The sequence below is a fragment of the Burkholderia sp. Bp8984 genome, from assembly GCF_003853755.1.
Classification (GTDB): Bacteria; Pseudomonadota; Gammaproteobacteria; order Burkholderiales; family Burkholderiaceae; genus Burkholderia.
In genome coordinates, this window is the sequence record NZ_QTQN01000006.1 from 1 (window position 1) to 24640 (window position 24640).

Below are 24640 nucleotides of genomic sequence, written 5' to 3' on the forward strand. Positions count from 1 at the left end.
TCCAGCGGCTTCTTCTTCGCCTTCATGATGTTCGGCAGCGTCACGTAGCGCGGCTCGTTCAGGCGCAGGTCGGTCGTGACCACCGCCGGCAGCGTCAGCGACAGCGTTTCCGCGCCACCGTCGACTTCGCGTGCAACCGTTGCCTTGCCGTCCGCGATCGTGACCTTCGATGCAAACGTCGCTTGCGGCAGACCTGCCAGTGCGGCCAGCATCTGGCCCGTCTGGTTCGAATCGTCGTCGATCGCCTGCTTGCCGAGGATCACCAGTTGCGGCCGTTCCTTGTCGACCAGCGCCTTCAGGATCTTCGCGACGGCCAGCGGCTCGACGCTGTCGTTCGACTCGACGAGGATCGCGCGATCCGCGCCGATCGCCAGCGCCGTACGCAGCGTTTCCTGCGCTTGCGCGACGCCCACCGACACCGCGATCACTTCGGTCGCGACACCGGCTTCCTTCAGGCGCACCGCTTCTTCCACCGCGATTTCGTCGAACGGGTTCATCGACATCTTCACGTTCGCGATGTCGACGCCGGTGTTGTCCGACTTCACGCGGACCTTCACGTTGTAATCGACCACTCTTTTCACCGCGACGATTATCTTCATGTATCTTCCGTTCAGTCTTTTCGTAGAATCCGACCAGCATTCAGTACGCCTGCCGGATCCAGCAGGTCCTTGATCGCCTGCATCAACGCAATCTCGTCAGCAGAACGGCTATGGTGCAGAAAGTCTCGCTTCACGACTCCGATGCCGTGCTCAGCAGAGATCGAGCCGCCCACGTCGGCGACTGCCCGGTAGACGAGATCTTCAACGCGATGCAGGTCGTCCGGGCTGTCGTGGGGACCCGAAAGCACGTGAAGATTTCCGTCGCCGATATGGCCGAAGAACAGGTGACGTTGGCGCGCAAACTGCTGCGTCAGCGCTTTGCGCGTCGAATCAACGAACCGCTCCATTGCTGCCATCGGAACGCCAACATCGAAAGCGGCATGCGGCTTGAGGTGCGCCAGCAGTTCGCCTATGGCTTCGCGATAGGCCCAAAGCCGCTGCGCGTCGTCGATCGATTGGGCTACGACGGCATCGGTCGCGAGACCGTGGTCGAACGCATTGGCCAGAAACTCCTCGAGTTGTCGCCGTTCGTCTGCTTCGTCGGTACCGAGCGTCTCCAGCAATGCGTACACCGGCGCGGGGGCATCGAAGGCTGGCCGCAACTCGTGGACTTCGCGAGCGGCGGCCATGAAGTCGTCCCACATGACCTCGAACGCGGAGAGGCCCGGCAGTGTGGCGCGAGCGTCGCGTATGAGCTGCGTTGCGGCGTCAAACGACGGAAGCGCACAGAGCGCAGTGCATGCGCTCGTAGGCAGCGGAGAAAGCTTGAGGACGAGTCTGGTAATCACGCCCAAAGTACCTTCGCTGCCGATGAACAGGTGCTTCAGATCTACGCCGGTTGTGTTTTTCGTGACGCGATTGAGCATGCTGAGCAGACGCCCGTCGGGCAACACGACTTCGAGGCCAAGCACCATATCGCGCATTGTGCCGAACCGGATCACACGGTTACCACCAGCATTGACAGCGGCGTTGCCGCCGATCTGGCATGAACCGCGAGCGCCGAGATCGAGCGGAAAGTACCAGCCTTGTTCTTCGACGCGTTGCTGCAATTCTTCGAGAACGACGCCAGCCTGCACGGTGGCGGTGCCGCCTACGGCGTCGATTTCCTCGATTGCATCGAGCTTCGATAACGAAAGCGCGATTTCCCCTTCGCGCGGCGTCGCGCCACCGGCGAGACCCGTCAAGCCGCCTTGCACGACAGCACGGCGACGAAAGCGGCTGCAGATCTCAAGTGTCGCCGCCACCTGTTGCGGCGTGCGCGGGAACACGACGATGCCCGGCATGCAATGTGGTGCTTCACTCCAGTCGCCGGCGTGAGCCGACGCGACAGACGAGTCGAGCACGACCGAGCTGTCGCCGAGCGTGCTTTCGAGCGCCGCGACGAATAGGTCGACAGGCTGTTCGATGAACGGAGTCATTGAGTATGTCCGATGTTGAGTTGCCGATCCCGCCCGGCATTGCGCGGCATCGCAGCGACGATGCCGGCCGACAGCAGCAGAAACACTGCGGTGACGTAAAGCGCGACGCTCGCGCTGCCCGTGCGGTCTACGATCCAACCGATCATGTAAGGGCTGACGAACCCGGCAAGGTTGCCGATCGAATTGACCAGTGCGATGCCAGCGGCCGCAGCAACCCCACCCAGCAACGAAGTTGGAATGCGCCAGAACACAGGCGCAAGGCACTGCAATCCCATGCAGGCAACCGTCAGCGCCACAAGCGAAACCACCTGCTGGCCGCTGTACAGCGCACTCGCGACGAGCCCGAGAGCCGCGGCAGCGCACGGTATGAGATAGTGCCAGCGATGCTCACCGCTTCGATCCGCGCTACGCCCGACCACCAGCATCGCGCCGATGCCGAACGCGTATGGAACTGCCGACAGCAGGCCCACATTCAGCGCAGACGCGACGCCCATGTGTTTGATGATCGACGGAAGCCAGAAACCGAAACCATACTGACCCATCGCGGCACCGAAGTACGCGAACGCCAGCAGCCATACTGCGGGCCGACGCAACGCTTCGGAAAGCGATACCGTTTGTTTGTTCTTCGACTCTGCTTCGATGTTTGCAATCAGCCGGACGCGCGCTTCGTCGTCCAGCCACTTCGCGTTGCGGATACTGTCGTCGAGATAGAACAATGCAGCGATACCGACAATCAGCGACGGTACGCTCTCGAGCACAAACAGCCATTGCCACCCGGATAAACCAGCCGCGCCGTGAAACGTCGACAGAATCCATCCTGAGAGAATGCCGCCGCAGACGCCGGCGATCGGAATGGCGGTCATGAATGTTGCGATCACGCGGCTTCGGCGCTTCGCTGGATACCAATATGTCAGGTAGAGGATGATCCCAGGGAAGAAGCCCGCTTCGGCGGCGCCAATCAGGAAGCGGATCACATAGAAGGCCGTCGTCGTGTGCACGAATGCCATGAGGCCCGTCAGCACGGCCCAGGAAATCATGATTCGGGCGATCCAGCGGCGTGCGCCGACCCGATGCATGATCAGATTGCTCGGAACCTCGCATACGAAATACGCGAGAAAAAAGATTCCGGCGCCGAAACCGTAGATCTGCTCGCTCCAGCCCAGCTCCGACACCATCTGCAATTTCGCGAACGCGATGTTGACGCGATCGAGGAACGCGATGACGAAGCACAGGCAGAGGAACGGCACAAGCCGCCAGGTAACGATCGAGTAAGCGCGTTCTTCGAGCTGTTCCTCCTGCTCGAGGTGCGCGGTGAATGATTGCGCCACAGTGTGTCTCCTGAGTTGGAATAGTCGGTCTTTGTGGCGAAAGTTTGCGTCGGGCTATTCAATAAGACAAACGATGATTTCTGACCTATTATCGAGAAAAACTGTTCAATGGAGGGGGCATGTCCGGGGCCAGATTCACGCCGAGGCAGCTTGCTGCTTTCCTTGCCGTGGCGGATGTTCGCAACTTTGCGCGAGCTGGCGAGCGCCTGAACTTGTCGCCGTCCGCCGTAAGTCTGCTGATTGCGGAACTCGAAAGCGGTGTGGGATTTCGCCTGTTCGATCGCACCACGCGTAGCGTGGCACTGTCGCCGGCCGGCCGGGAGTTCGTCGTTCACGCGAAGAGCGTGATGAGGAATATCGAACTGGCTCAGGCCGCGGCGGACGATATACGGAATCGCGCCGCAGGGATCGTTCGGATTGCAGCTCCGCTTGTAATCGCGACGACGATGATGCCCACTGCGATTAAGAGATACGGGCAAACGCATCCCAAGGTGGTGATACGGATTCGGGATGCGGCAGTCGATAACCTTGTAGACATGGTTGCCAACGGAGACGTCGACCTCGGAGTCGGCCCCGATCAGACGGTCGGTGATGACGTGGCGCGTATCGAACTGTTCAAAAGCCCCTGGGTGCTCTGGTGCGCGCCGGACAATCCTCTCTCTAAACGTGGACGGATTACGTGGTCCGACCTGCGAAAGCAGCCGGTTGTCGCGGCGGGTCGAGACTATGAACGTAACGTTTCACTCATGCGCGCAGGCGTCGCTGACGACGAGCGTATCGCGCCTATGGACGTCGTCGACAACATCAGCACCGCTCTTGGGATGGCAGCGGTTGGACTTGCGTTGACGCTGGCGCCGGCGTATGTCGGCCTGCTGGCGCGACCGCTTGGTTTGGTTATGCGCCGGATTGTAGAGCCGGAAGTCATGCGCCAAGTATGTCTTTACCATTCGGCAAGCCGCGCGGTCTCGCCAGCCGCTGAGGGCTTCCGTCAATACCTTGTAGACTCGTTGAGTGGTATGGAGTCGCTTGGAATAGCTCGGCGACGCGTCAAATGTTGATCCAGTGCTGTCGCACGGGTACGTCCGTCCAACGTGCCGATTCGAAATCGGAGCCACGATGTGAATTTGGGAAAATGTCGCGAGCTTCGGTTGTCCGGAATGTATCGATACAAGGTTGATCCGCGCTCGAACAGCCGCTCTTGGATATCACGCAGGCTGAGCTGAAACCTGTTGACCGAACGACAACCCTCCATGCTGTCCCAAAGCAGGATCGGGAAACCGGGATAGGGCCGGCTGCTGATGAGGAGTCGCTGGTCGCGGAGTTCAGCCGCATTCAGGTTCTCCTGGCGATCAGCAAGGACGAAGGCTGTCGATTCGCGGTTGCATGCGCCCTACCTGAGAATCGAAGCTGCGGCCATCCAAGCGTTGCGTTCTCCGCCGTCGCATGTATCATTCGCCCTTCCTCAAGATATTCATCAGTCGCCTACCTCTAAGTGGCTGATAAATATGCATAATTCCTAGCCTATGCAAAGTTCCTGAACAAACCGCGCCATGGAAACTTACGACATCGCCGTGATCGGCGCGGGCGCCGCCGGGATGATGAGCGCCGCGGTCGCCGGGCAACTCGGCCGCCGCGTGGTGCTGATCGACCATGCGCCGCGGCTCGCCGAGAAAATCCGCATCTCGGGCGGCGGCCGCTGCAACTTCACGAACCTCCATGCGGGTCCCGACAACTACCTGTCGTCGAATCCGCATTTCGCGCGCTCGGCGCTTGCGCGCTACACGCCGCGCGACTTCCTCGGGCTGCTCAAGCGTCACCACGTGACCTGGCACGAAAAGCACAAGGGGCAGCTCTTTTGCGATCACGGCAGCGACGCGGTCATCGACGTGCTGAAGCATGAATGCGACGCGGGCGGCATCGCCTGGCGCCGGCCGGTGGTCGTCGACGCGGTGCGCCACGCGCCGTCCGACGGCTTCACGCTCGACACGCAGCAGGCGGGGCCGATCCGCGCACGCGCGCTGATCGTCGCCACCGGCGGCCTGTCGATCCCGAAGATCGGTGCCACCGACTTCGGCTACCGGCTCGCGAAGCAGTTCGGCCACAAGCTCGTCGATACGCGGCCCGCGCTCGTGCCGCTCACCTTTGCGTCGCAGGACTGGGAGCCGTTCGCGGCGCTGTCCGGCGTGTCGCTCGAAGTGCGCGTGTCGACCGGCGACAAGAAGCGCGGCGGCGAATTCGTCGAGGACCTGCTGCTGACCCATCGCGGCCTGTCGGGCCCGGGCATCCTCCAGATCTCCAGCTACTGGCAGTCGGGCGACCCGATCCGTATCGACCTGCTGCCGCAGCGCGACGCGGTGGCCGACCTGCTCGACGCAAAGCGCACGTCGAAGCGGCAGATCGGCTCGCTGCTCGCGGACTGGGTGCCGTCGCGCCTCGCCCACGTCTGGCTCGACACGCACCGCGTCGCGGCCGACGCGCGGCTCGCGGACCTGCCCGACAAGACGCTGCGCCAGATCGGCGACGCGCTGTCCGGCTGGACGCTGACACCGAACGGCACCGAGGGCTACAAGAAGGCCGAGGTGACGAAAGGGGGCGTCGATACGCGCGAACTGTCGTCGGCGACGATGATGAGCGCGCGGGTGCCGGGGCTGTTCTTCATCGGCGAGGCGGTGGACGTGACGGGCTGGCTCGGCGGTTACAACTTCCAGTGGGCATGGGCGTCCGGCACGGCGGCCGGGCAGGCTGCGGCGGAGTTCTCGCGCGGCGCCTGACACGGCTGCGCGCCCTGCCGTTGACGGGACCCGGCCCTTATGTCTTTGCACGACGCTCTGCTATACTCGTAAGTCTTCCCTGCAAACCTTTATTCGTGTCGGATCATGACGATCATTCGCGTTAAAGAAAACGAGCCGTTCGAAGTCGCCATGCGTCGCTTCAAGCGCACGATCGAGAAGAACGGTCTGCTGACCGAGCTTCGTGCGCGGGAGTTCTACGAAAAGCCGACCGCCGAGCGCAAGCGCAAGAAGGCTGCTGCGGTGAAGCGTCATTACAAGCGGATTCGCAGCCAGACGCTGCCGAAGAAGCTGTACTGAACGATTGAGCGCCGCGCGGTTCGCTGAGCGGCGCACCGGCGACCTCCGCACGATCGGCCTCGTTCCGGGGCCGCGAGTCGCCGATGCCGGATTCGAGCAACCCGCTTGAGACTTAGTCCCAAGCGGGTTTTTGTGTTGACGCCCGTTCGCGGGCGTCGAAGTCACGTTTCCATCCCGGGTGCAAGATGAGTTTGAAAGAGCAGATCAGCGAAGACATGAAGGCCGCGATGCGCGCGAAGGAAAGCGAGCGTCTGGCGACGATTCGCCTGCTGATGGCCGCGATCAAGCAGCGCGAGGTCGATGATCGGGTGACCCTCGACGACGCGGGCATCACCGCGGTGATCGACAAGATGATCAAGCAGCGCAAGGACTCGATCAGCCAGTTCGAGGCCGCCGGCCGCGACGATCTCGTCGCGAAGGAGCAGGCCGAACTGACGGTGCTGGGCGCCTACATGCCCGCGCAGCTGTCGGACGCCGAAGTGGCCGCCGAAGTCCAGGCCGCGGTCGCGGCAACCGGCGCAGCCGGCCCGCAGGACATGGGCAAGGTGATGGGCGTGCTGAAGGGCAAGCTCGCCGGCCGCGCCGACATGACGGCCGTTTCCGCGCAGGTCAAGGCCGCGCTGTCGAAGTAAAACCCGCTTCCCGGCGCGTCGCATGCGCGTGCGCCGGGGCGTCGTATTGTCTTTTTTTCGCTCGATCCCACGGTGATTCCGCATTCGTTCCTGCAGGATTTGCTGAACCGCGTCGATATCGTCGACGTGGTGGGCCGGTACGTGCAGCTCAAGAAGGGCGGCGCCAACTTCATGGGGTTGTGCCCGTTCCATAACGAGAAGAGCCCGTCGTTTACCGTCAGCCCGACCAAGCAGTTCTATCACTGCTTCGGCTGCGGCGCGCACGGCACGGCGATCGGCTTCCTGATGGAGCATGCGGGGCTCACGTTCCCGGAAGCCGTGCAGGAGCTCGCGCAGTCGGTCGGGCTGACCGTGCCGCACGAGCCGTCGATGCGCGGCGGCGGCGGTGGAGGCGGCGGCGACTATCCGGCGCCCGTGTCGAAATCGGTCGCGACCGCGCTGTCCGACGTGATGGCCGCCGCGTGCGACTACTACCGCAAGCAACTGCGTGGCGCGACCGTCGCGATCCAGTACCTGAAGAACCGGGGCCTGACCGGCGAGATCGCCGCGCGCTTCGGGCTCGGCTATGCGCCGGACGGCTGGCAGAACCTCGAAACGGCGTTCCCGGACTATCGCGACGACTCGCTCGTCGAATCGGGGCTCGTGATCGTCAGCGAGAAAACCGACGCGCAGGGTGTGGCGCGACGCTACGACCGGTTCCGCGAGCGGATCATGTTCCCGATCCGCAACGTGAAGGGGCAGGTGATCGGGTTCGGCGGACGCGTGCTCGGCAGCGGCGAGCCGAAGTACCTGAATTCGCCGGAAACGCCGCTGTTCAACAAGGGCAGCGAACTGTACGGGCTGTTCGAGGCGCGCCTCGCGATCCGCGAGCGCAAGTACGTGCTGGTCGTCGAAGGCTACATGGACGTCGTCGCGCTCGCCCAGCTCGGCTTCCCGAACGCGGTCGCGACGCTCGGCACGGCATGCACGCCGATCCACGTACAGAAGTTGCTGCGCCAGACCGACACGGTCATTTTCAGCTTCGACGGCGACTCGGCCGGCCGGCGCGCGGCGCGCCGCGCGCTCGAAGCGTGCCTGCCGCATGCGGCGGACAACCGGACGATCCGATTCCTTTTCCTGCCGGCCGAGCACGATCCGGACAGCTATGTACGCGAATTCGGTGCGGACGCGTTCTCCGAGCAGGTCGAGCGCGCGATGCCGCTGTCGCAATTTCTGTTGAACGAAGCAATCGCGGGCAAGGCGCTCGATCAGCCGGAAGGTCGCGCGAAGGCGCTGTTCGACGCGAAGCCGCTGTTGCAGGCGCTGCCGGCGAACGCGTTGCGCGCGCAGATCATGCACATGTTCGCCGACCGTCTCGATATCCCGTTCGAGGAAGTCGCGGGATTGTCGGACGTCGATGCGCGCATCGCGGCGCCGCCGCGCCAGGCGCCCGCGCGCAGCGAGCGGCGGCGCGTGACGGACAGCGAAAAGCGCGCGTTGCGCACGCTCGTGATGCATCCGCGGATCGCGTCGCAGCTCGACGACGAACAGCTTGCGACCCTGCGCGCGCTGCCGCGGATCGGCGAGCTGTTCGCCGAAGTCGTCGAGCATGCGCGTGCGCTGGGTGACGGCGCGGAGTTCCGGCTGCTGTCCGATGTCCTGCGGACCTCCTCGAACGGCGCGACTTACGAGGAAATCTTCCGCGAAATTCTGGACTATGATGAAAACGTCCGCGATTTGCTGTTACAGAATCCGGAAGACGAGACGGTGCCCGAGCGGCAGCGTGAACAGGAACGGATCGCGGGGGAGGAACTGCAGGCCGCGGTGCTCAAGATGCGCTATGACGCCTGCTGCGACCGGCTCGATCGGCTGGCGCGGCAATCGACCTTCACACCCGAGGAACTGGCCGAATTGACGGAATTGAACCAGCAGCGAACCGACATGAAACGTCGGCTCGGGCTGTAGGCGGCCGGGGCGCTGAGAGAGGGCGCCCCAGCGTGCTATAATATAAGGTTTCCAGCGGTTTGTTTTCTAAGCAGAGGCGAGATTCGCGATGGCAAAGACGACAGGCGGAAAGAAAGCAACAGGCAAGGGCTCGACGGAGCCGACCACCAAGGTCACAGCGGCCAAGTCTGCTTCTTCCACCAGGACAACGTCTTCAGCCACGTCAGCCCCTGCAGGAAAGAAAACCGCGGCCGGCACTGCTCAGGCTGCGCCGGCGCCGGCAGCCAGAACACGGGCTGCCGCCAGACCCGACTCCGGGCCGGCCCAGCCGGCGGCGAAGCGGGCAAGTGCGAAAAGCGCAAGGGACACGACTGCCGCCGCGGACGAAACGGCAGTACGTACTACTCATGCACCTACGGTTCAACCGGCTGTCGTCCAGCAGCCGCGAGTCGATATAGCCGGTACGGCGAACTCCATGACCAAAAAGCTGAACGAAGTATCCGTCGATGACGACGCAAATCAGAGCGACGAGCAGCCCGCAGCCGCGGCTGCCCCGGGCAAATCCAAGGTGCGCGATCGTCGCGCCAAGGAAAAGGCGCTGCTGAAGGAAGCGTTCGCGACGAGCACGCCCGGCACGGCCGAGGAGCTCGAAGAGCGCCGCGTGAAACTGCGCGCGCTGATCAAGCTCGGCAAGGAGCGCGGCTTCCTCACGTATGCCGAAATCAACGACCATCTGCCGGACAACTTCACCGAGACCGAAGCCCTCGAAGGCATCATCGGCACGTTCAACGACATGGGCGTGGCGGTTTACGAGCAGGCTCCGGACGCGGAAACGCTGCTCCTGAACGACAACGCGCCGGCCGCGTCGTCGGACGATGAAGTCGAGGAAGAAGCGGAAGTCGCGCTGTCGACCGTCGATTCGGAATTCGGCCGCACGACCGATCCGGTCCGGATGTACATGCGCGAGATGGGCACGGTCGAGCTGCTCACGCGCGAAGGCGAAATCGAGATCGCGAAGCGGATCGAGGACGGCCTGCGCCACATGGTGATGGCGATTTCCGCGTGCCCGACGACGATCGCCGACATCCTCGCGATGGCCGAGCGCGTCGCGAACGAAGAGATCCGCGTCGACGAGCTCGTCGACGGCCTGCTGGATCCGAATGCTTCGGACTCCGCCGATACGGACGGTTTCTCCGCGAAGGAAGCGGAAGCGATCGAGAACGAGGACGAGGAAGCCGAAGAGGAAGAGGAAGAAGAGGAAGAGGAGGAAGACGACGGTGCCGCTCAGGCGTCGGCCAATGCCGCCCAGCTCGAAGCCCTCAAGCGTGCCTCGCTCGACAAGTTCTCGCAGATCAGCGAGTGGTTCGACAAGATGCGCCGCGCGTTCGAGAAGGAAGGCTACAAGTCGAAGTCCTACCTGAAGGCGCAGGAAACGATCCAGACCGAACTGATGACGATCCGCTTCACCGCGCGTACCGTCGAGCGTCTGTGCGACACGCTGCGTGCGCAAGTGGACGAAGTGCGTCAGGTCGAGCGTCAGATCCTGCACATCGTCGTCGACAAGTGCGGCATGCCGCGTTCGGAATTCATCGCGCGCTTCCCCGGCAGCGAGACGGATCTCGACTGGGCCGAGAAGATCGCGGCCGAAGGCCATGCGTACAGCGCGGTCCTGTCGCGTAACGTTCCGGCGATCCGCGAGCAGCAGCAGCGTCTGATCGACCTGCAGGCGCGCGTCGTGCTGCCGCTGAAGGACCTGAAGGAAACCAACCGCCAGATGGCGGCCGGCGAACTGAAGGCGCGTCAGGCGAAGCGTGAAATGACCGAGGCGAACCTGCGTCTCGTGATCTCGATCGCGAAGAAGTACACGAACCGCGGCCTGCAGTTCCTCGACCTGATCCAGGAAGGCAACATCGGCCTGATGAAGGCGGTGGACAAGTTCGAATACCGTCGCGGCTACAAGTTCTCGACCTATGCGACGTGGTGGATCCGCCAGGCCATTACGCGTTCGATCGCGGACCAGGCGCGCACGATCCGTATTCCGGTTCACATGATCGAAACGATCAACAAGATGAACCGCATCTCGCGGCAGATCCTGCAGGAAACCGGTCTCGAGCCGGATCCGGCAACGCTCGCCGAGAAGATGGAGATGCCGGAAGACAAGATCCGCAAGATCATGAAGATCGCGAAGGAGCCGATCTCGATGGAAACGCCGATCGGTGACGACGACGATTCCCATCTCGGCGACTTCATCGAGGACAACAACACGGTCGCGCCGGCGGATGCCGCGCTGCATGCCAGCATGCGCGACGTCGTGAAGGACGTGCTCGATTCGCTGACGCCGCGTGAGGCGAAGGTTCTGCGGATGCGCTTCGGTATCGAGATGAGCACCGATCACACGCTCGAGGAAGTCGGCAAGCAGTTCGACGTTACCCGCGAGCGGATCCGTCAGATCGAGGCCAAGGCGCTGCGCAAGCTGCGTCACCCGAGCCGTTCCGACAAGCTGAAGTCGTTCCTCGAAGGGAACTGATTTCCAGCGTCTCACTTGCGAACGCCGCCGGTATCCGCGTGATGCCGGTGGCGTTTGTCCTCTTTAGCGGCTTTGTTGTTACAATGCCGGCCCGGCTTCGTTGCCGGGGTGGCGTGTAGCACAGGTTGCTTCCCGTCTGGGCCCCTAGCTCATGCTTGGTTAGAGCAGCGAACTCATAATTCGTTGGTGCCGGGTTCGACTCCCGGGGGGCCCACCAGATTCGCTTTGTTCGAGAGTTTCCACGCGGTGCAACCGACCGCGATTGGACGCGAAAAGCCGGCCCGGTGGGCCGGCTTTTTCGTTTCCGGGCTTCAACGCGTCGGACCCGGGCAATCCATGGCTCCGGACTACCCGAACGGGTAGGGACCGTTCGTGTTCCCCATCCCTAAACTGCCTTCCCGAAGATTTCGCGGCGAGCGATCGCTTGTCTGCGTATTCGACGACAGACCGGTGCGCATCGAAGCCGACCATCGGCATACGCAGGCGAGCTCGACGCACTCGCTACCACCTATAATCCGAGCAAGCGCGCCTCCTTGTACGGCACGGTCGCACACGTGGACAACAGCAAGAACGGTAAATTCCCGGTGTTTGCGACGGCTCGCGATTCCAGCTTCCAGCTCGCCGACCCGTCCGAACATGGACGAAGGGCAAACCGGCGCGTACGTCGGGATGATGCACGTCTTCTAAAGCAACAGGCCGTTTCGCGGAGCGTTTTCCGCACAGCCGGCCACTGCGGGCACAGCGCAGTGGCTGGACGACTCGCCGGTGTTCGCGCGGGCGAGCCTCGCCACAGGCATCGCGTGACAAGCGATGCTGGCGCCGTCCTCAAAAGAAGGTTGAGATCATCATGACCAGATCAAGCGAATCATCATCGCCGGGGTTCATCGGCGTCGTAACGCTCCTGTTTATCGCGCTTACATCGCTCTTTCTGCTGATAGGCGGCGCGTACTTGCTCTCGCTCGGTGGCTCGGCGTATTACGTCGTGACCGGCGTCGTGCTGCTGGCAGTGACGTGGCTGCTGTATCGCCGCAGTCCCACTGCGCTCGTGCTCTACGCGCTCGTGCTCGGGGGCACTGCCATCTGGTCGCTGTGGGAGTCGGGTCCCGACTTCTGGGCGCTCGCGCCGCGCTCGGGGGTGCTCGTCGTGTTCGGCGTGTGGTTGCTGCTGCTCGTGAGCTGGCGTCTCGACGCGCCACGCAAGTTCGGCGTGCAGTCGCTCGTCGGCGCGCTGGTGATCTGGGCGGGCGTGCTCGTGTACGCCTGCTTCAACGATCCGCAGACGGTCAATGGCACGATGGCTTCGTCTGTCGGTTCGCCCGCCGCGAACGCCAACGGCATCGACGCCTCGGACTGGCCCGCGTACGGCCGCACTCAGGAAGGCACGCGCTACGCGCCGCTGCAGCAGATCACGCGGGACAACGTGAAGAACCTGCAGGTGGCCTGGACGTTCCGCACGAACGACATGAAAGGCCCGAACGATCCGGGTGAAATCACCGACGAAGTCACGCCAATCAAGATCGGCAATCTGCTCTACCTGTGCTCGCCGCACCAGAAGCTCTTCGCGCTCGACGCACAGAGCGGCGCGCTCAAGTGGACCTTCGATCCGAAGCTCAAGACCGATCCGTCGTTCCAGCACGTGACTTGCCGCGGCGTGTCGTATGTCGATCTGACGGCGAGCGCCGATGTATCGGCAACGGCTGTTCCGGCTAGCGACGCTGCTGCTTCGGCGCCGCAGGCCGCCGCACCGGCAAGCGACGCAGCCGTATCGGCTACGGGGGCGTGCTCGCGCCGTATCTACCTGCCGGTCAACGACGGCCACCTGTACGCGCTCGACGCACTGACGGGCGAGCGCTGCGCGGGCTTCGGCAGCAATGGCGACCTCGATCTCCAGCATGCCATGCCGGTCACCACGCCGGGTATGTACGAGCCCACTTCGCCGCCGGTCGTCACCAGCAAGGTGATCGTCGTAGCGGGCGCGGTGGAAGACAACTTCTCGAATCGGGAACCGTCGGGCGTGATCCGTGGTTACGACGTGCGCACGGGCCAGCTCATGTGGGCGTTCGATCCGGGCGCGAGTGATCCGAACCATATCCCGGGCCCGGACGAGCACTACACCTGGAACTCGCCGAACTCATGGGCGCCCGCCGCCTACGACGCGAAGCTCGACATCGTCTATCTGCCGATGGGCGTGCGTACGCCGGACATTTGGGGCGGCGACCGTACGCCGGAGATGGAGCGATACGCAAGCGGCCTGCTCGCGCTGCACGCGTCGACGGGCAAGCTGGCCTGGTTCTACCAGACCGCTCACCATGATCTGTGGGACATGGACATGCCGTCGCAGCCGACGCTCGCCGACATCACGACCAAGGACGGCAAGACCGTGCCGGTCGTGTACGGGCCGGCCAAGACCGGCAACCTGTTCGTGCTCGACCGCCGCACCGGCGAAACCGTCGTGCCGGCTCCGGAACTGCCGGTGCCGCAAGGCGCCGCGCCTGGCGACCGTACTTCGCCGACGCAGCCGTTCTCCGAACTCACGTTCCGTCCGAAGAACCTGCTCACGGACAAGGACATGTGGGGCGCGACGATGTACGACCAATTGGTCTGCCGCGTGATGTTCCACAAGCTGCGGTATGAAGGCACCTTCACGCCGCCGTCGCTGCAAGGCACGCTGGTGTTCCCGGGCAACCTGGGCATGTTCGAGTGGGGCGGCATTGCGCTCGACACCGATCGTCAGATCGCCATCGCCAACCCGATTGCGCTGCCGTTCGTGTCGCGTCTGATCCCACGCGGTCCGGGCAACCCGATCGAACCGGCATCGGGTGCCAAGGGGAGCGGTACGGAATCGGGTATCCAGCCGCAGTACGGCGTGCCGTTTGGCGTGACGCTGAACCCGTTCCTCTCGCCGCTTGGCCTGCCCTGCAAGCAACCGGCATGGGGCTACATCGCCGGTATCGATCTGAAGACCAACGAGATCGTCTGGAAGAAGCGTATCGGCACGGTGCGTGACAGCTCGCCGATCCCGCTGCCGTTCAAGATGGGGATGCCGATGCTGGGCGGCCCGATGATCACGGCCGGTGGTGTGGCGTTCATCGGCGCAACGGCGGACAACTACATCCGCGCGTTCGACGTGAACGACGGCAAGCAACTCTGGGAAGCCCGCCTGCCGGCAGGCGGCCAGGCCACGCCGATGAGCTACTCGATCAACGGCAAGCAGTACGTCGTGATCGCCGCAGGCGGCCACGGCTCCTTCGGCACGAAGCTCGGCGATTACGTGATCGCTTACGCGCTGCCGAACTAACACGCGTTGCTGTTCGCACGGAGCGCCGGACAGAGGTATCGCTGCGCACGGTCCGATCCCCGAAACGGCATGCGTGGCATGCCGCTTTTTTTCCCGCTTTCTGGCGACTCTTTGGCCTTCGGCAAAATCTCGAAACCCGCGACGCCGCAAGGCCTCGCGGGTTTTTCTTTTGCGCGCCGCCTGAACGTGGCGAACGTGTCGAACGTGTTCACGTCCGTGTCGCATGTCGTATCGCCGCCACCGGGAAACACGGAGCGCGTGCCGTCCCGATGTCAATCGAAGTATGCTGTGGCGCGACCGGCGCGCGCGCTCGGGATTCGTCCAGCGCGCGGACCGGGGATCCGCGCCGCGCCCCGTCCGGCAGCCAGAACAAACACAAACAGACTTCGCCCGACCGTGGGGGTGGCCATCATGATCATGTTGCGTTCGTGGAGTGCGATTCTTGCGTTGCTGATGCTTGCCGCGTGCGCCAGCCTGCCGCCGCAGGCTGATCGTGCGCCGACGCATGCGTTCTCCGATACCGAGAACACGCGCCTCGGCGCGGCGTTCCGCCAGCAGGCCGCCACCCATCCCGGGCAGGATGCGTTTCATCTGCTGCGCGACCCGGTCGATGCGCTCGACGCGCGCGTGCTGCTCGCCGATCGCGCGGACCGCTCGCTGGACCTTCAGTACTACATCTGGCACGACGACCTGACCGGACACGAGCTCGCGGATGCGATCATCCGCGCGGCCGATCGCGGGGTCCGCGTGCGCGCGCTGCTCGACGATCTCGGGACGAACGCGGACGACCGCAAGCTGCTCGAGATCAGCTCGCATCCGAACATCGAGATCCGGCTCTTCAATCCGGTCGCCACGCGCCACTTCAAGAAGATCGGCACGGTGCTCGAGTTCTCGCGGGTCAACCGGCGCATGCACAACAAGGCGATGATCGCGGACAACCAGGCGGCGATCGTCGGCGGCCGCAATATCGGCGACGAGTACTTCGGCGCGTCGTCGATGCTGGAGTTCGGCGATCTCGACGTGGTCGTGCACGGCCCGGTCGTGAACGACATCTCGACCGAATTCGATACGTTCTGGAATTCGCCGTATGCATATCCGGTCGATGCGCTGGTCGGGCACGACGCGGCGCCCGGCGGCCTCGACCGGGAGCGCGAACGGCTGCGCGATTACCTGCGCGCGATGGAGGACAATCCGTACGTGCTCGAAGCGCGGCAACGGCTCGACCAGATCGTGCACGGGCAGGGGACCGAGCTGTCGTGGGGGCAGGCGACGGTCCTGTACGACGATCCGGCGAAGATCGCACGCTCGCCGAAGGACAGCGACGGGCACCTGATGCCGCAACTGCGCGCACTCGCGCTGCGGCCCGAGCAGGAGCTGCTGATCGTGTCGCCGTACTTCGTGCCGGGCAAGGACATGGTCGAACGGCTGCGTGCGCTCACGGCGCGCGGCGTCCGAGTGACGATCCTGACCAACTCGCTCGCATCGACCGACGTCGCGGCCGTGCATGCCGGCTACCGGCGCTATCGGCGCGATCTCGTCGAAGCCGGCGTGCGGCTTTACGAGCGACGCCCGTCCGGCGACAAGAGCATCTCGAAGCAGGTCATCATCGGCTCGTCGCGCGCATCGCTGCATGCGAAGACGTATGTGTTCGATCGCAAGAGCATCTTCATCGGGTCGATGAATCTCGACCCGCGCTCGCTGAACCTCAATACCGAGATCGGCGTTTACTGCGAGAGCCCGGCGATTGCATCCGAAGTCGCGATGGATCTGGAGCCGCGGCTCGATCGAATCGCGTGGCGCGTCGAGTTGCGGACCGATCCGGCCGGGAAAGGGCGCCTCAAGTGGATTCAGACCGACGCGGACGGGAAGGTGACCGAACTCGATCACGAACCGGAAGTGTCGGCGGCGCGGCGCATGGAAGTGTGGTTTCTCGGCTTGTTTCCGATCGAATCGCAGCTGTGATTTCGCCTGCGCGCGACAGCCGCGGGCGACGTGTGCCGACGGTCGTCGTCGATCGGGACGCGCCGCATGCACAGCCGCCGACACGGTTCCGGGCGCGCGCAACGACATGCACCCGGAACCGCACCTCATCGCACGATCAGCGCGCGAAATCCGCCGTGCTCTGGATGAACGCGTTCAGCTTCGAGATGTTCACGCTGCCGAAGCCCGTCGTCGCATCCCAGCCGGCCTTCGCCTTGTAGCCGTACGTGCCGCTGCCGTTGTTGCCGGACGTCACGTCGTGCAGCAGCGCCGCATTGCTCGGAAAGTACTTGTAGATGCTCGACGCCGGGAACCCGAGCGCGTTGTTGTTCGCCGATTGCAGCCGCGCCCAGATGCCGGTGAAGATCGGCGCGGCGAGGCTCGTGCCACCTTCGTTGTTCAGGTAGCCCGAGCCCCACAGCGTGTCGGACGTCTGGCCGTTCACCACGAGGATCGCGCCGGTGCGCAGGTCGGCGTCGAAGCCGACGTCCGGTAGCGCGCGCTTGGTCGACCCGGTGAGGCTCGACGATTGCCACGTCGGCGCAGCTTCGTACTTGCTGTAGCCGCCGCCCGTCGACCACACGGTGCCCGGCTGCCAGCTCGGATCGTTCCAGACGATTTCGCTGTTGTACGCATTGGTCGACGTGGTGGTGAACAGCGTCGTGCCGCCCACCGCGATCACGTACGGCGACGTCGCGGGCTCGCTCACGGTGTAGGTCGAGCGCGACGGCGTGCCGCTCGCGCATTCGTACGCGCCGTGGTCACCGGCCGACACGGAGAAGGTTTGCCCCTGCGCGACGGCCTGCTTGAAGATCGTGTCGTCGGTCGCCTGCGAGCCGGTGCTGTACGAGGACGATTCGCACACGCCGAGCGACACGTTGATGACTTTCGCGACATTGTCGCTCACCGCCTTGTTGTACGCGGCGGTGATCGCCGTGAGCGTCATCGAGGGTGCCACGTAGAACACGACCTGCTTCACGCTGCCGCCGGCGGCGCCGACGATCGACTGGCTGTCGAGGTTCCATTCGACGGTGCCGGATGTATCGGTGTACGAACTGCCTGACGGACCCGTCGGCACGACGCTGCTGCTGATCGTGCCGAGACCGTTGTTCGCGGCGAACGTGTTGAGGTCGCTGACGGTCTGCGACAGGTCGCCTTCGGCGATGATGCCGACCGTGGTCTGCGAGGCCGTCGGCGTGCCGTCGCCGCCGTAGAGCGACGAGAATTCCGTCGGGTTGTGCGGCACCGCGGATGCGCCCGCGGGGATCGTCAGGTTGCTGGTGTTGCCTTGCGGCTTGCTGCCCGCGCCGGTGTGCATGAGTTCGACGTTCTGCAGGCCCAGCACCGCGCCGACGATGCCGCCGATCGCGTTCGGCACCTGCGCGGCATCGGTGTTCGCGTAGACGCTGCGGCCGTTGCGCGTGAAGCGCTTGAGCGTCGTGCGGAACGCCGACTTGATCGTTGCCGCGGTGCCGGAGGCGGACACGAGCAGGCGGTTCGGCGCAACCACGATGTTGACGAAGCCGGCCTGGCGCAGGTGCGCGACGACGGAGGCGACCTGCCGGTCGGTCGGCGCGTACTGCGCGGCGAACTGCGCCGGCGTGAGGAACTGCTTGTAGTGCGGCGAGCCGGGCGTATGCAGGTCGTGCAGGTACTGGTCGAGTTGCGCTTCGTTGCGCAGGTTCAGCCCGAGCACGATGTCGACCGATTCGCCGGGCGCCATCTCGGTGGCAGCCGCGGCAGCGGCGGCGGTGCTGGCCGCCGGCGCGCCGGCGGTACTGCTGCTTTCACCTTGCTGGACGAGCGGCAGGAAGCCCTTGGTGCGCGTTTCCGTCCAGCCGGCGGCCGGTGCGGCATGGACGCTCGCCATGCCGAACGAAGCGGCTGCCGCGGCGGCGAAGGCGAGCTTGACGAAGCGGATGTGCTTTTGTTTCTTGTCTGCAACCTGATTCATGTTGAATTACCCCTCCGGTTGAACATCGAACGGCACGAACAACGACGGTCGACAGCGGCGCGGATCGTGCGCCGCCGATATCCGCCGCGCTCGCGCGGATGGCGCGGACGCGACGGGGCCTTTCGCCCGATCCGCAAGGGTGGTGATTCTCCGGGGGCGAAATGCTGGAATGCTCGGCAATGGAGGCGCTGCGCCGCGAAGCAGGCGGCCGCGCCAGCGGGTTTGATGCAGGCGGGATGACTAGAGCAACAGTTTCGGTGTCCTGCTCATTCGGTTCGGTCCTTCGGCCTGCTGCCGGACGGCAGCTGCCCAATCAATTGCATCGGGATGTTGCATGCGCCAACGGAAGAAGAGGCGGTCGGCGGCGAGAACGTCGGTGCGGCGCAAGCGCAATGCGTCGAGCGGAATCGATTGCGTGGTGGACAATCCGTCAGATTGCTTGAATCGGACGGTATCAAGAACGAAAGTTCGGTGTCAAACTTTTTCTGATTATATGAAACAAAATTAAATTGAATAAGCTGAAATAATTTTGAAAAGTTGTGGGGTATTTTGTAATTTTCAAGGGCGCTGTCGGATGTAATGCCGGATCGGCGCGCCGGATAATTGACGATTCCATTCGTAATGAGCGAATGGTTGTGGAGGAAACATTCGAGCCGTAGACACCGGCTGAGCCGGTCACGCGTCGCGCAGCGCGCTCGCCGGCGAATGCGTAACGCAATCCGGTCTGCCATTCGCACGGAAACTTCAACGGCGCTCCCGTCGCCGAAGCTCGAGCTTCGGCGTGTCGTGCCGCTCGACGGCCTGCAGGTCGTCGACGAGCCGGAACAGGCCGTCGATACAGTGCAGCAGGCGTTCGTCCGGCGCGTCGCCGCTTGCCGACGCAAGTGTCTTGATCTCGTCGAGCCGCGCTTCGAGTTCCGCAAGCGGCGCGCGCACGATGCAGTCCGCATCGGCGGGCGAGGTCGTTTCGAAGGTAATTGCGTGCTTGAGGCGAACGGTCACGGCATTGAAGTCCTCGATGAATTGCGACATGGCGCTCGGGCAACCGTCGCGGTAAACCGCGCGCACCGAAAGATCGTCGGCGGCGATCCGGCCGGCAGCGTGCGCGGCGGTGAGCGGGATGCCGGCGCGACGCCGGCCGCGCCGGCGAACGCAGCGAAGCGCGTTCGGCGCGCGAAGAAAACCGCCGCGCGTTGAGCGCGGCTATCCGTCGTTCGTTGGCGCGCGCACGGCGCGACCGGCGGTGGTCGCGCCAGCGGCATCCGTACGATCAGTCCGGCTTGCGCTCCGGCGCAACGGGCGGTGGCGGTTCGGCGTCCGGCGTGCCGGCGGCGTGGTCGCTGTTCTCATCGTTCTCGGGCGCGACGGGCCGCGAACCTTCGTCATACGCGACCAGGCTGCGCTGCGGATTCGCGATCCGGATTCCGCGTTCGCGGAACAGCACCGCGATGCGCCGATTGAATTCGCGCTGCACGCCCCAGCGCGCCGAGTCCTTGCACTGGATCTGTCCTGCCAGCGCGATCGCCGCGCCGTCGACCTGGTCGATGCCCCAGTAGCTGAAGTCCGACAGGATGCCGTCCTTGTAATCCGGATCGTCGCGCAACGCGGCGCCGATCTCCTTCAGTGTCGCGATCGCGCGATCGATGTCCTGGCCGTAGGCGATGCTGACCTTGACGGCCGCGTTGCCGAGCCCACGATTCGTATTGTTGACGGTCGTCACCGAGCTGAACGGGATCGTGTACAGCGATCCGTCGCCCGCGCGCAGCCGCACGGTGCGGATCGACAGATATTCGACCGTGCCGGATACGCCGGCGAGCGTGACCCAGTCGCCCACCTGCATCGCGTTCTCCATCAGCAGGAAGATCCCGGTGATGAAGTCCTGCACGAGCTTCTGCGAGCCGAAGCCGAGCGCGACGCCGAAGATGCTGGCGCCGGCGAGCAGCGGACCGATGTTCACGCCGATTTCGCTGAGGCCGGTCAGCACGACGACGAGCGCGATCATGATGAACAGCAGCGAACGCAGCATCGGCAGCAGCGTGCGCAAGCGCGCCGCGCGCACGAGGTTGCCTTCGCGTGTCCACTGCTGCAGGCGGCGCTCGATTGCGATGTTCGCGGCTTCCCAGACGATCAGCGCGACGACGGCTGCAATCGCGATCGTGATCAGCGCCGACGCGAGCCGATGGCCGATCGTGCCGGTCGCGAACGCGTGGAAGATCGGCACGCCCCAGGTCTGCAGCAGCAGCACGACGGTCACGACGGCGATCGCCGCCGACACGACCTGGCGCACCAGCGGGTAGTAGCGGTACGCGTGCAGGTGGACGAGCGTGCGGTCGTCGTCGCGGCGCTGGAACACCCGCGCGAGCGCGCCGAACACGACGATCGACACGATCCGCATGCCGATCATCACGGCGATCGAGCGGCCGCCGAGCGTGATCAGCACGCGGTAGCCGTTGTGGACGTCGAGCGCCCACACGAACCACAACGCCATCACGACGAACACGGACACGGGCGCCCACGCGTCGGCGAGCGCATTGCCGACCATCGCGAAGGCCGGCCGATCCTCGCCGGCCGCGCGGATGCGCGCGGCGACCGGCTGGCGGGACCGGAGGATCAGCGCCGAGATCATCAAGTGGCCGACGAGCGCGACCGCCTTCAGCAGCGCGACGTGACCGGCGTCGCTGAGGCCGAAGCTCGCGGCGATCTCGACCGCGGCCGTGCTGGCGCCGACGACCATCACGATCCGCGCGATCGCGCGCTGCGCGAACGCGGCCCATGCGTCGCTGATGTGCAGCAGCCGCAGCTGCCGCGCGTCGGGCTGGAAGAACAGCCGGCTGACGATCGTCACGAGGCGGCAGATCACGTAGATGTCGATCAGCGATTCGAGTGCCGTTTGGGTCGGCGTGCCGGCGCCGTCGAGGACCGACATCGTCAGGCTCGCGATGCCGACGAATACCAGCAGCGGTATCACCCGCAGTGCGAGGCTGACCAGTGCGCGCGGCATCCGGCGCAGCAGCGTGGTGTGGCGCCGCGCATGGCCGCGACCTTGCGACGACGTATCGGGCGTGCCGGTGCCGTCGGCACGGGCAGCGGTGGCGGCCGGTTCCGGCGTCGAAGCGCGGTCGCCGGGACCGGGCGGTTCGGGTTCAGCTGAATCGGCGTCGGCATCGGCCCGGCGCGACGATTCGGTGCGGCGCGCGCTCAGCGCGGCCAGCGCGCGCCGCAGCAGCCGCTTCGCGAACCATTCGACGGCGAGTGCGGGCACGAGCACGGCGAGGATGATCAAGATCGCGCGCGTGAGATCGGCACGTTGGTCGGCGCGTACGAGCCGCTCGTGCCACCAGTTGCCGACCGAGCCGACATCGAGCAGCGAGCGCAGCGATTCGTTCAGCGCGCCGCCGATTTCACCGGCCCAGCGCGATCCCTGCCGCACGAGCATCGACGCGAGCCCGTTCGTCGTGAGTGCGGCCGGAGCGGTGCCAGCCGATGCCGCGCTGGCCGGCGCCGCGGCGCTCGCCGCAAGCGCGGGCGTGCTCAGCACGCCGACGGCCGCGATCGCGCGCAATGTCGTTTCGACCTGCTCGCGCTCGCGCGGGTTTTGCAGGACGGAGAGGGCCTGCTGCGCCTGCTGCGGCGTCAGCGCGGGCACGGCGCCGGAGGCGGCCGAGGCGGCGGCCGGGGCAGGGGCGGCCGCGTGGGCGGCCGATACGACGGCGGCGAGCAGCCAGCCGAGCAGGAAATATCGCATGGGTAGGCGTGCGGGCGCGCATCGGAACGTGACCCGCCGGTCTGGACGATGGACGGAAGTTAACATGATTGCCAGCGGAACCGGATAGTTCCGTCGACGAATATTCGAATCGGGCATGCGGCAGGCGGTGCGTGCGTTTGCGCGCTGCCGTGCGGTTCCTTTCGCGTGGCGGTGTCTCGCGCCGGCCGTTCACGATCCGTGATGAGGGCGGGTCGTCGGGTGTTGGCATGCGGTCCCGCCGCAAGCGAAAGCGCAGGATCGGGAACGAGACGTGCTCGCCGGTGATTCGATGGGTGGCCAACCGTGGCTTCGACTATGGGCTATGGGTGGAGAATTCCGGATTCCTGATGAATCACCCCTGATCGTCGTGAAAGACCGGCAATACATGCTCGGCGATTTCCTCGATGACCTCGCGCACGGGCCGGTCCGAGCCGGGATTCAGCGTGACGTGGTGCGTGCCGGCTGCCCGCATGTCCCGCAGGATGTCGATGAGCGCATTCCGACCGGTCGCATAGCCGAGCGGCAGCGCGGTGGGCGGTGCATCGCGATTCGCATCGAGATCGAGCCGCATCGATACGCCGAACGCGCGAAAGCCCGGCGGTGCAAGCCGGTCGACGGCCGCGCGCCACATTGAATAACGAGCGCGCTGCGTATCCGGGTCGCGATGATAGGTCATCCAGCCGATCGCGTTCCGTGCGATCCAGTCGACGCTCTGTCCGCCGGAGCCGACGGCAAGCATCGGCACCGCGTCGTCGCCGCGCGGCATCAGCGTGAACTCGGGCGCGTCGGGTGGCGTCTCGTCGGGCAGCACACGGGACGGCACGCCGAGCGCGGCCGCGACGATGTCCCAATGCCGGCGATACCGGTCGCGCCGCGTTTGCGCGTCGACGCCGAACGCCGCATATTCGGGTGGCCGGTCGCCCGAGCCGAGGCCGAGGAGGAAGCGCCCGCCGGACAGCGTCGCGACCGACAGCGCGCCTTTCGCGATATGCAGCGGATGACGCAGCGGCAGCACGATCGCGCCGCTGGCAAGCACGATCCGGCGCGTGCGTGACGCGAGCGCGCCGAGCAGCACCCACGGATCGAGATGCCCGACCGGGTCGGGATAATCGGCGCTGTTGAGCGGCACGTCGCGAACCCACAGTGCGCGAAAGCCGAGCGAATCGGCCAGCGCCGCGAGTTCGAGCTGCTCGTTGAAATCCGCGACGGTATGGCCGCTGCGCAGCAGCGGCAGCGTCAGGCCGATCGACAGCCGCTCGGCCGAGAAAACGCGCCGCGCGACGTCGGCGCGGCCGGAGGCGGGCAGGGTCATGTTCGTTCCTTGGAGACGAGGCGAAGCCGGTGCGCGCGCCGCACCGTGTCCGAATGCTAACGTGTTTGCGCGCCGCTTGCGGCGCGCGGCGGTATCGGCGGTATTGGCATGATCGGCACCTTCGGTCATCCGGCAATCAATCGGCATGAACGTACGTCAGCGCGTGGTGGCCGGTCTTGCGGCGAGCAGCGTGCTGTCCGTGGTTGCAGGCGGCGCTCACAGGTTCGACGAGCGCGTTCGACCATGCATGCGCGACCAGGGTCGCGCGACTGTAAGCGGATCGTCGGCATCGAACCGACACAAACGCGCCGCCCGCGCACGCGTCACATGCGTGCAACACCGGCGTCGCATCCGGTGCGATCGATCGCGCGGGCCGTTTCCCCTCGTTTCACTTTCGAAACGTTCGCGCCTGTCTGTCGTCGTGCGATTTGCATCGGGGTCGTTTCACGGCCCGCGCAGCCTTGCACGGCGAAGCATGGTGCGCTCCTTGCATGTCTGTAGGCGCCGTGAGCGCGATCGCCGGGCGCAGCAGGGGCCCGGCCGTCGCTTCAGTAGGTCGGACGCATCGAAGACGGGGACAAGAGAATGAGAACAGACCGAATCGCAACGTGCCATGTTGCAAACATGAATCGCCGACCTGCCCGTGATTTCGCGTCGCCGTTGATTACGGCGACATGAGCGCGCGGCTTTTTGCTTCATCCGGACCCATCCGGTTCGTTCCGAACGACGACGTGCAGGCGTGACGCACGAGGCCGACCCGTGCCGGTCGGCCGTCGGGGATGAACCGCCGGTGCGCGGATGGGCGACCATGACTTCCGGATCGTCATGCCGACGC

At 64.9% G+C, this 24640-nt stretch carries 16 protein-coding genes and 1 tRNA gene; 10 read left to right on the forward strand and 7 right to left on the reverse strand.

Annotated features, from left to right (window positions below; all coding sequences use genetic code 11):
* The 3 genes from DID98_RS08250 to DID98_RS08260 all read right to left on the reverse strand — a co-directional run.
* On the reverse strand, nucleotides 1-599 hold a 599-nt coding region (locus DID98_RS08250), incomplete at its 3' end, for an electron transfer flavoprotein subunit beta/FixA family protein (RefSeq protein ID WP_148093540.1).
* 11 nt (nucleotides 600-610) lie between these two features.
* A complete protein-coding gene (locus DID98_RS08255; protein WP_124521298.1) occupies nucleotides 611-2017 on the reverse strand; it encodes an FAD-binding oxidoreductase in 1407 nt (468 codons plus the stop codon).
* Nucleotides 2014-3345, reverse strand: a complete 1332-nt coding sequence (locus DID98_RS08260; protein ID WP_124521300.1) for an MFS transporter — start codon at nucleotides 3343-3345, stop codon at nucleotides 2014-2016. Before DID98_RS08260 ends, DID98_RS08255 begins: the two co-directional genes overlap by 4 nt.
* 119 nt (nucleotides 3346-3464) lie before the next feature.
* On the opposite strand from DID98_RS08260, the gene DID98_RS08265 reads away from it, so the two are divergent.
* From DID98_RS08265 to DID98_RS08310, 9 genes are all read left to right on the forward strand, one after another.
* The gene (locus tag DID98_RS08265) at nucleotides 3465-4403 is read left to right on the forward strand and encodes a LysR family transcriptional regulator (RefSeq protein ID WP_124521302.1); all 939 of its coding nucleotides are present in this window, start codon (nucleotides 3465-3467) and stop codon (nucleotides 4401-4403) included.
* Between the two features lie 492 nt (nucleotides 4404-4895).
* Complete coding sequence (locus DID98_RS08270) at nucleotides 4896-6116, forward strand: NAD(P)/FAD-dependent oxidoreductase (protein ID WP_124521304.1); 1221 nt, start codon at nucleotides 4896-4898, stop codon at nucleotides 6114-6116.
* 105 nt (nucleotides 6117-6221) lie between these two features.
* Complete coding sequence (gene rpsU, locus DID98_RS08275; protein ID WP_006479415.1) at nucleotides 6222-6434, forward strand: 30S ribosomal protein S21; 213 nt, start codon at nucleotides 6222-6224, stop codon at nucleotides 6432-6434.
* A 185-nt stretch (nucleotides 6435-6619) separates the two neighbouring features.
* The gene (locus DID98_RS08280; RefSeq protein ID WP_059524656.1) at nucleotides 6620-7066 is read left to right on the forward strand and encodes a GatB/YqeY domain-containing protein; all 447 of its coding nucleotides are present in this window, start codon (nucleotides 6620-6622) and stop codon (nucleotides 7064-7066) included.
* Between the two features lie 72 nt (nucleotides 7067-7138).
* Nucleotides 7139-9010: a DNA primase gene (gene dnaG / locus DID98_RS08285; protein ID WP_124521306.1), complete on the forward strand. Its 1872-nt coding sequence runs from the start codon at nucleotides 7139-7141 to the stop codon at nucleotides 9008-9010.
* Nucleotides 9011-9098: 88 nt separating this feature from the next.
* On the forward strand, nucleotides 9099-11516 hold the full coding sequence (rpoD, locus tag DID98_RS08290) for an RNA polymerase sigma factor RpoD (protein WP_124486422.1): 2418 nt from the start codon (nucleotides 9099-9101) through the stop codon (nucleotides 11514-11516).
* Nucleotides 11517-11654: 138 nt separating this feature from the next.
* Nucleotides 11655-11733: transfer RNA gene (locus tag DID98_RS08295), tRNA-Ile, on the forward strand.
* Between the two features lie 630 nt (nucleotides 11734-12363).
* Nucleotides 12364-14814, forward strand: a complete 2451-nt coding sequence (locus tag DID98_RS08300; protein WP_124521308.1) for a glucose/quinate/shikimate family membrane-bound PQQ-dependent dehydrogenase — start codon at nucleotides 12364-12366, stop codon at nucleotides 14812-14814.
* Nucleotides 14815-15225: 411 nt separating this feature from the next.
* Nucleotides 15226-16776 (forward strand): phospholipase D family protein, encoded by a 1551-nt coding sequence (locus tag DID98_RS08310; RefSeq protein ID WP_124521310.1) that lies wholly within the window; start codon nucleotides 15226-15228, stop codon nucleotides 16774-16776.
* Between the two features lie 136 nt (nucleotides 16777-16912).
* Here DID98_RS08310 and DID98_RS08315 read toward each other — a convergent pair whose 3' ends face one another.
* Together DID98_RS08315 and DID98_RS08320 are read right to left on the reverse strand one after the other, a co-directional pair.
* Entirely contained in the window at nucleotides 16913-18748 is a 1836-nt protein-coding gene (locus DID98_RS08315) for a protease pro-enzyme activation domain-containing protein (protein WP_124486419.1), read from the reverse strand.
* Between the two features lie 240 nt (nucleotides 18749-18988).
* Nucleotides 18989-19174, reverse strand: a complete 186-nt coding sequence (locus DID98_RS08320) for a hypothetical protein (protein ID WP_124521312.1) — start codon at nucleotides 19172-19174, stop codon at nucleotides 18989-18991.
* 195 nt (nucleotides 19175-19369) lie between these two features.
* Here DID98_RS08320 and DID98_RS08325 point away from each other — a divergent pair, with 195 nt between their 5' ends.
* Nucleotides 19370-19945, forward strand: coding sequence for a hypothetical protein (locus DID98_RS08325; RefSeq protein ID WP_124540716.1), 576 nt, complete (start codon nucleotides 19370-19372; stop codon nucleotides 19943-19945).
* A 73-nt stretch (nucleotides 19946-20018) separates the two neighbouring features.
* On the opposite strand, the gene DID98_RS08330 is transcribed toward DID98_RS08325, so the two are convergent.
* A complete protein-coding gene (locus DID98_RS08330; RefSeq protein WP_124521509.1) occupies nucleotides 20019-22493 on the reverse strand; it encodes a mechanosensitive ion channel domain-containing protein in 2475 nt (824 codons plus the stop codon).
* A 352-nt stretch (nucleotides 22494-22845) separates the two neighbouring features.
* On the reverse strand, nucleotides 22846-23805 hold the full coding sequence (locus tag DID98_RS08335; RefSeq protein ID WP_124521316.1) for an LLM class oxidoreductase: 960 nt from the start codon (nucleotides 23803-23805) through the stop codon (nucleotides 22846-22848).
* Between the last annotated feature and the right edge of the window lie 835 nt (nucleotides 23806-24640).

Bases quoted from the DNA above. Each gene is read 5' to 3' on its own strand.
- rpsU (WP_006479415.1), top strand. From the start codon at position 6,222: ATGACGATCATTCGCGTTAAAGAAAACGAGCCGTTCGAAGTCGCCATG.
- rpoD (WP_124486422.1), top strand. From the start codon at position 9,099: ATGGCAAAGACGACAGGCGGAAAGAAAGCAACAGGCAAGGGCTCGACG.
- DID98_RS08265 (WP_124521302.1), top strand. From the start codon at position 3,465: ATGTCCGGGGCCAGATTCACGCCGAGGCAGCTTGCTGCTTTCCTTGCC.
- DID98_RS08315 (WP_124486419.1), bottom strand. From the start codon at position 18,748: ATGAATCAGGTTGCAGACAAGAAACAAAAGCACATCCGCTTCGTCAAG.
- DID98_RS08310 (WP_124521310.1), top strand. From the start codon at position 15,226: ATGATCATGTTGCGTTCGTGGAGTGCGATTCTTGCGTTGCTGATGCTT.
- DID98_RS08335 (WP_124521316.1), bottom strand. From the start codon at position 23,805: ATGACCCTGCCCGCCTCCGGCCGCGCCGACGTCGCGCGGCGCGTTTTC.
- DID98_RS08280 (WP_059524656.1), top strand. From the start codon at position 6,620: ATGAGTTTGAAAGAGCAGATCAGCGAAGACATGAAGGCCGCGATGCGC.
- DID98_RS08270 (WP_124521304.1), top strand. From the start codon at position 4,896: ATGGAAACTTACGACATCGCCGTGATCGGCGCGGGCGCCGCCGGGATG.
- DID98_RS08325 (WP_124540716.1), top strand. From the start codon at position 19,370: ATGAGCGAATGGTTGTGGAGGAAACATTCGAGCCGTAGACACCGGCTG.
- DID98_RS08330 (WP_124521509.1), bottom strand. From the start codon at position 22,493: ATGCGATATTTCCTGCTCGGCTGGCTGCTCGCCGCCGTCGTATCGGCC.
- DID98_RS08255 (WP_124521298.1), bottom strand. From the start codon at position 2,017: ATGACTCCGTTCATCGAACAGCCTGTCGACCTATTCGTCGCGGCGCTC.
- DID98_RS08300 (WP_124521308.1), top strand. From the start codon at position 12,364: ATGACCAGATCAAGCGAATCATCATCGCCGGGGTTCATCGGCGTCGTA.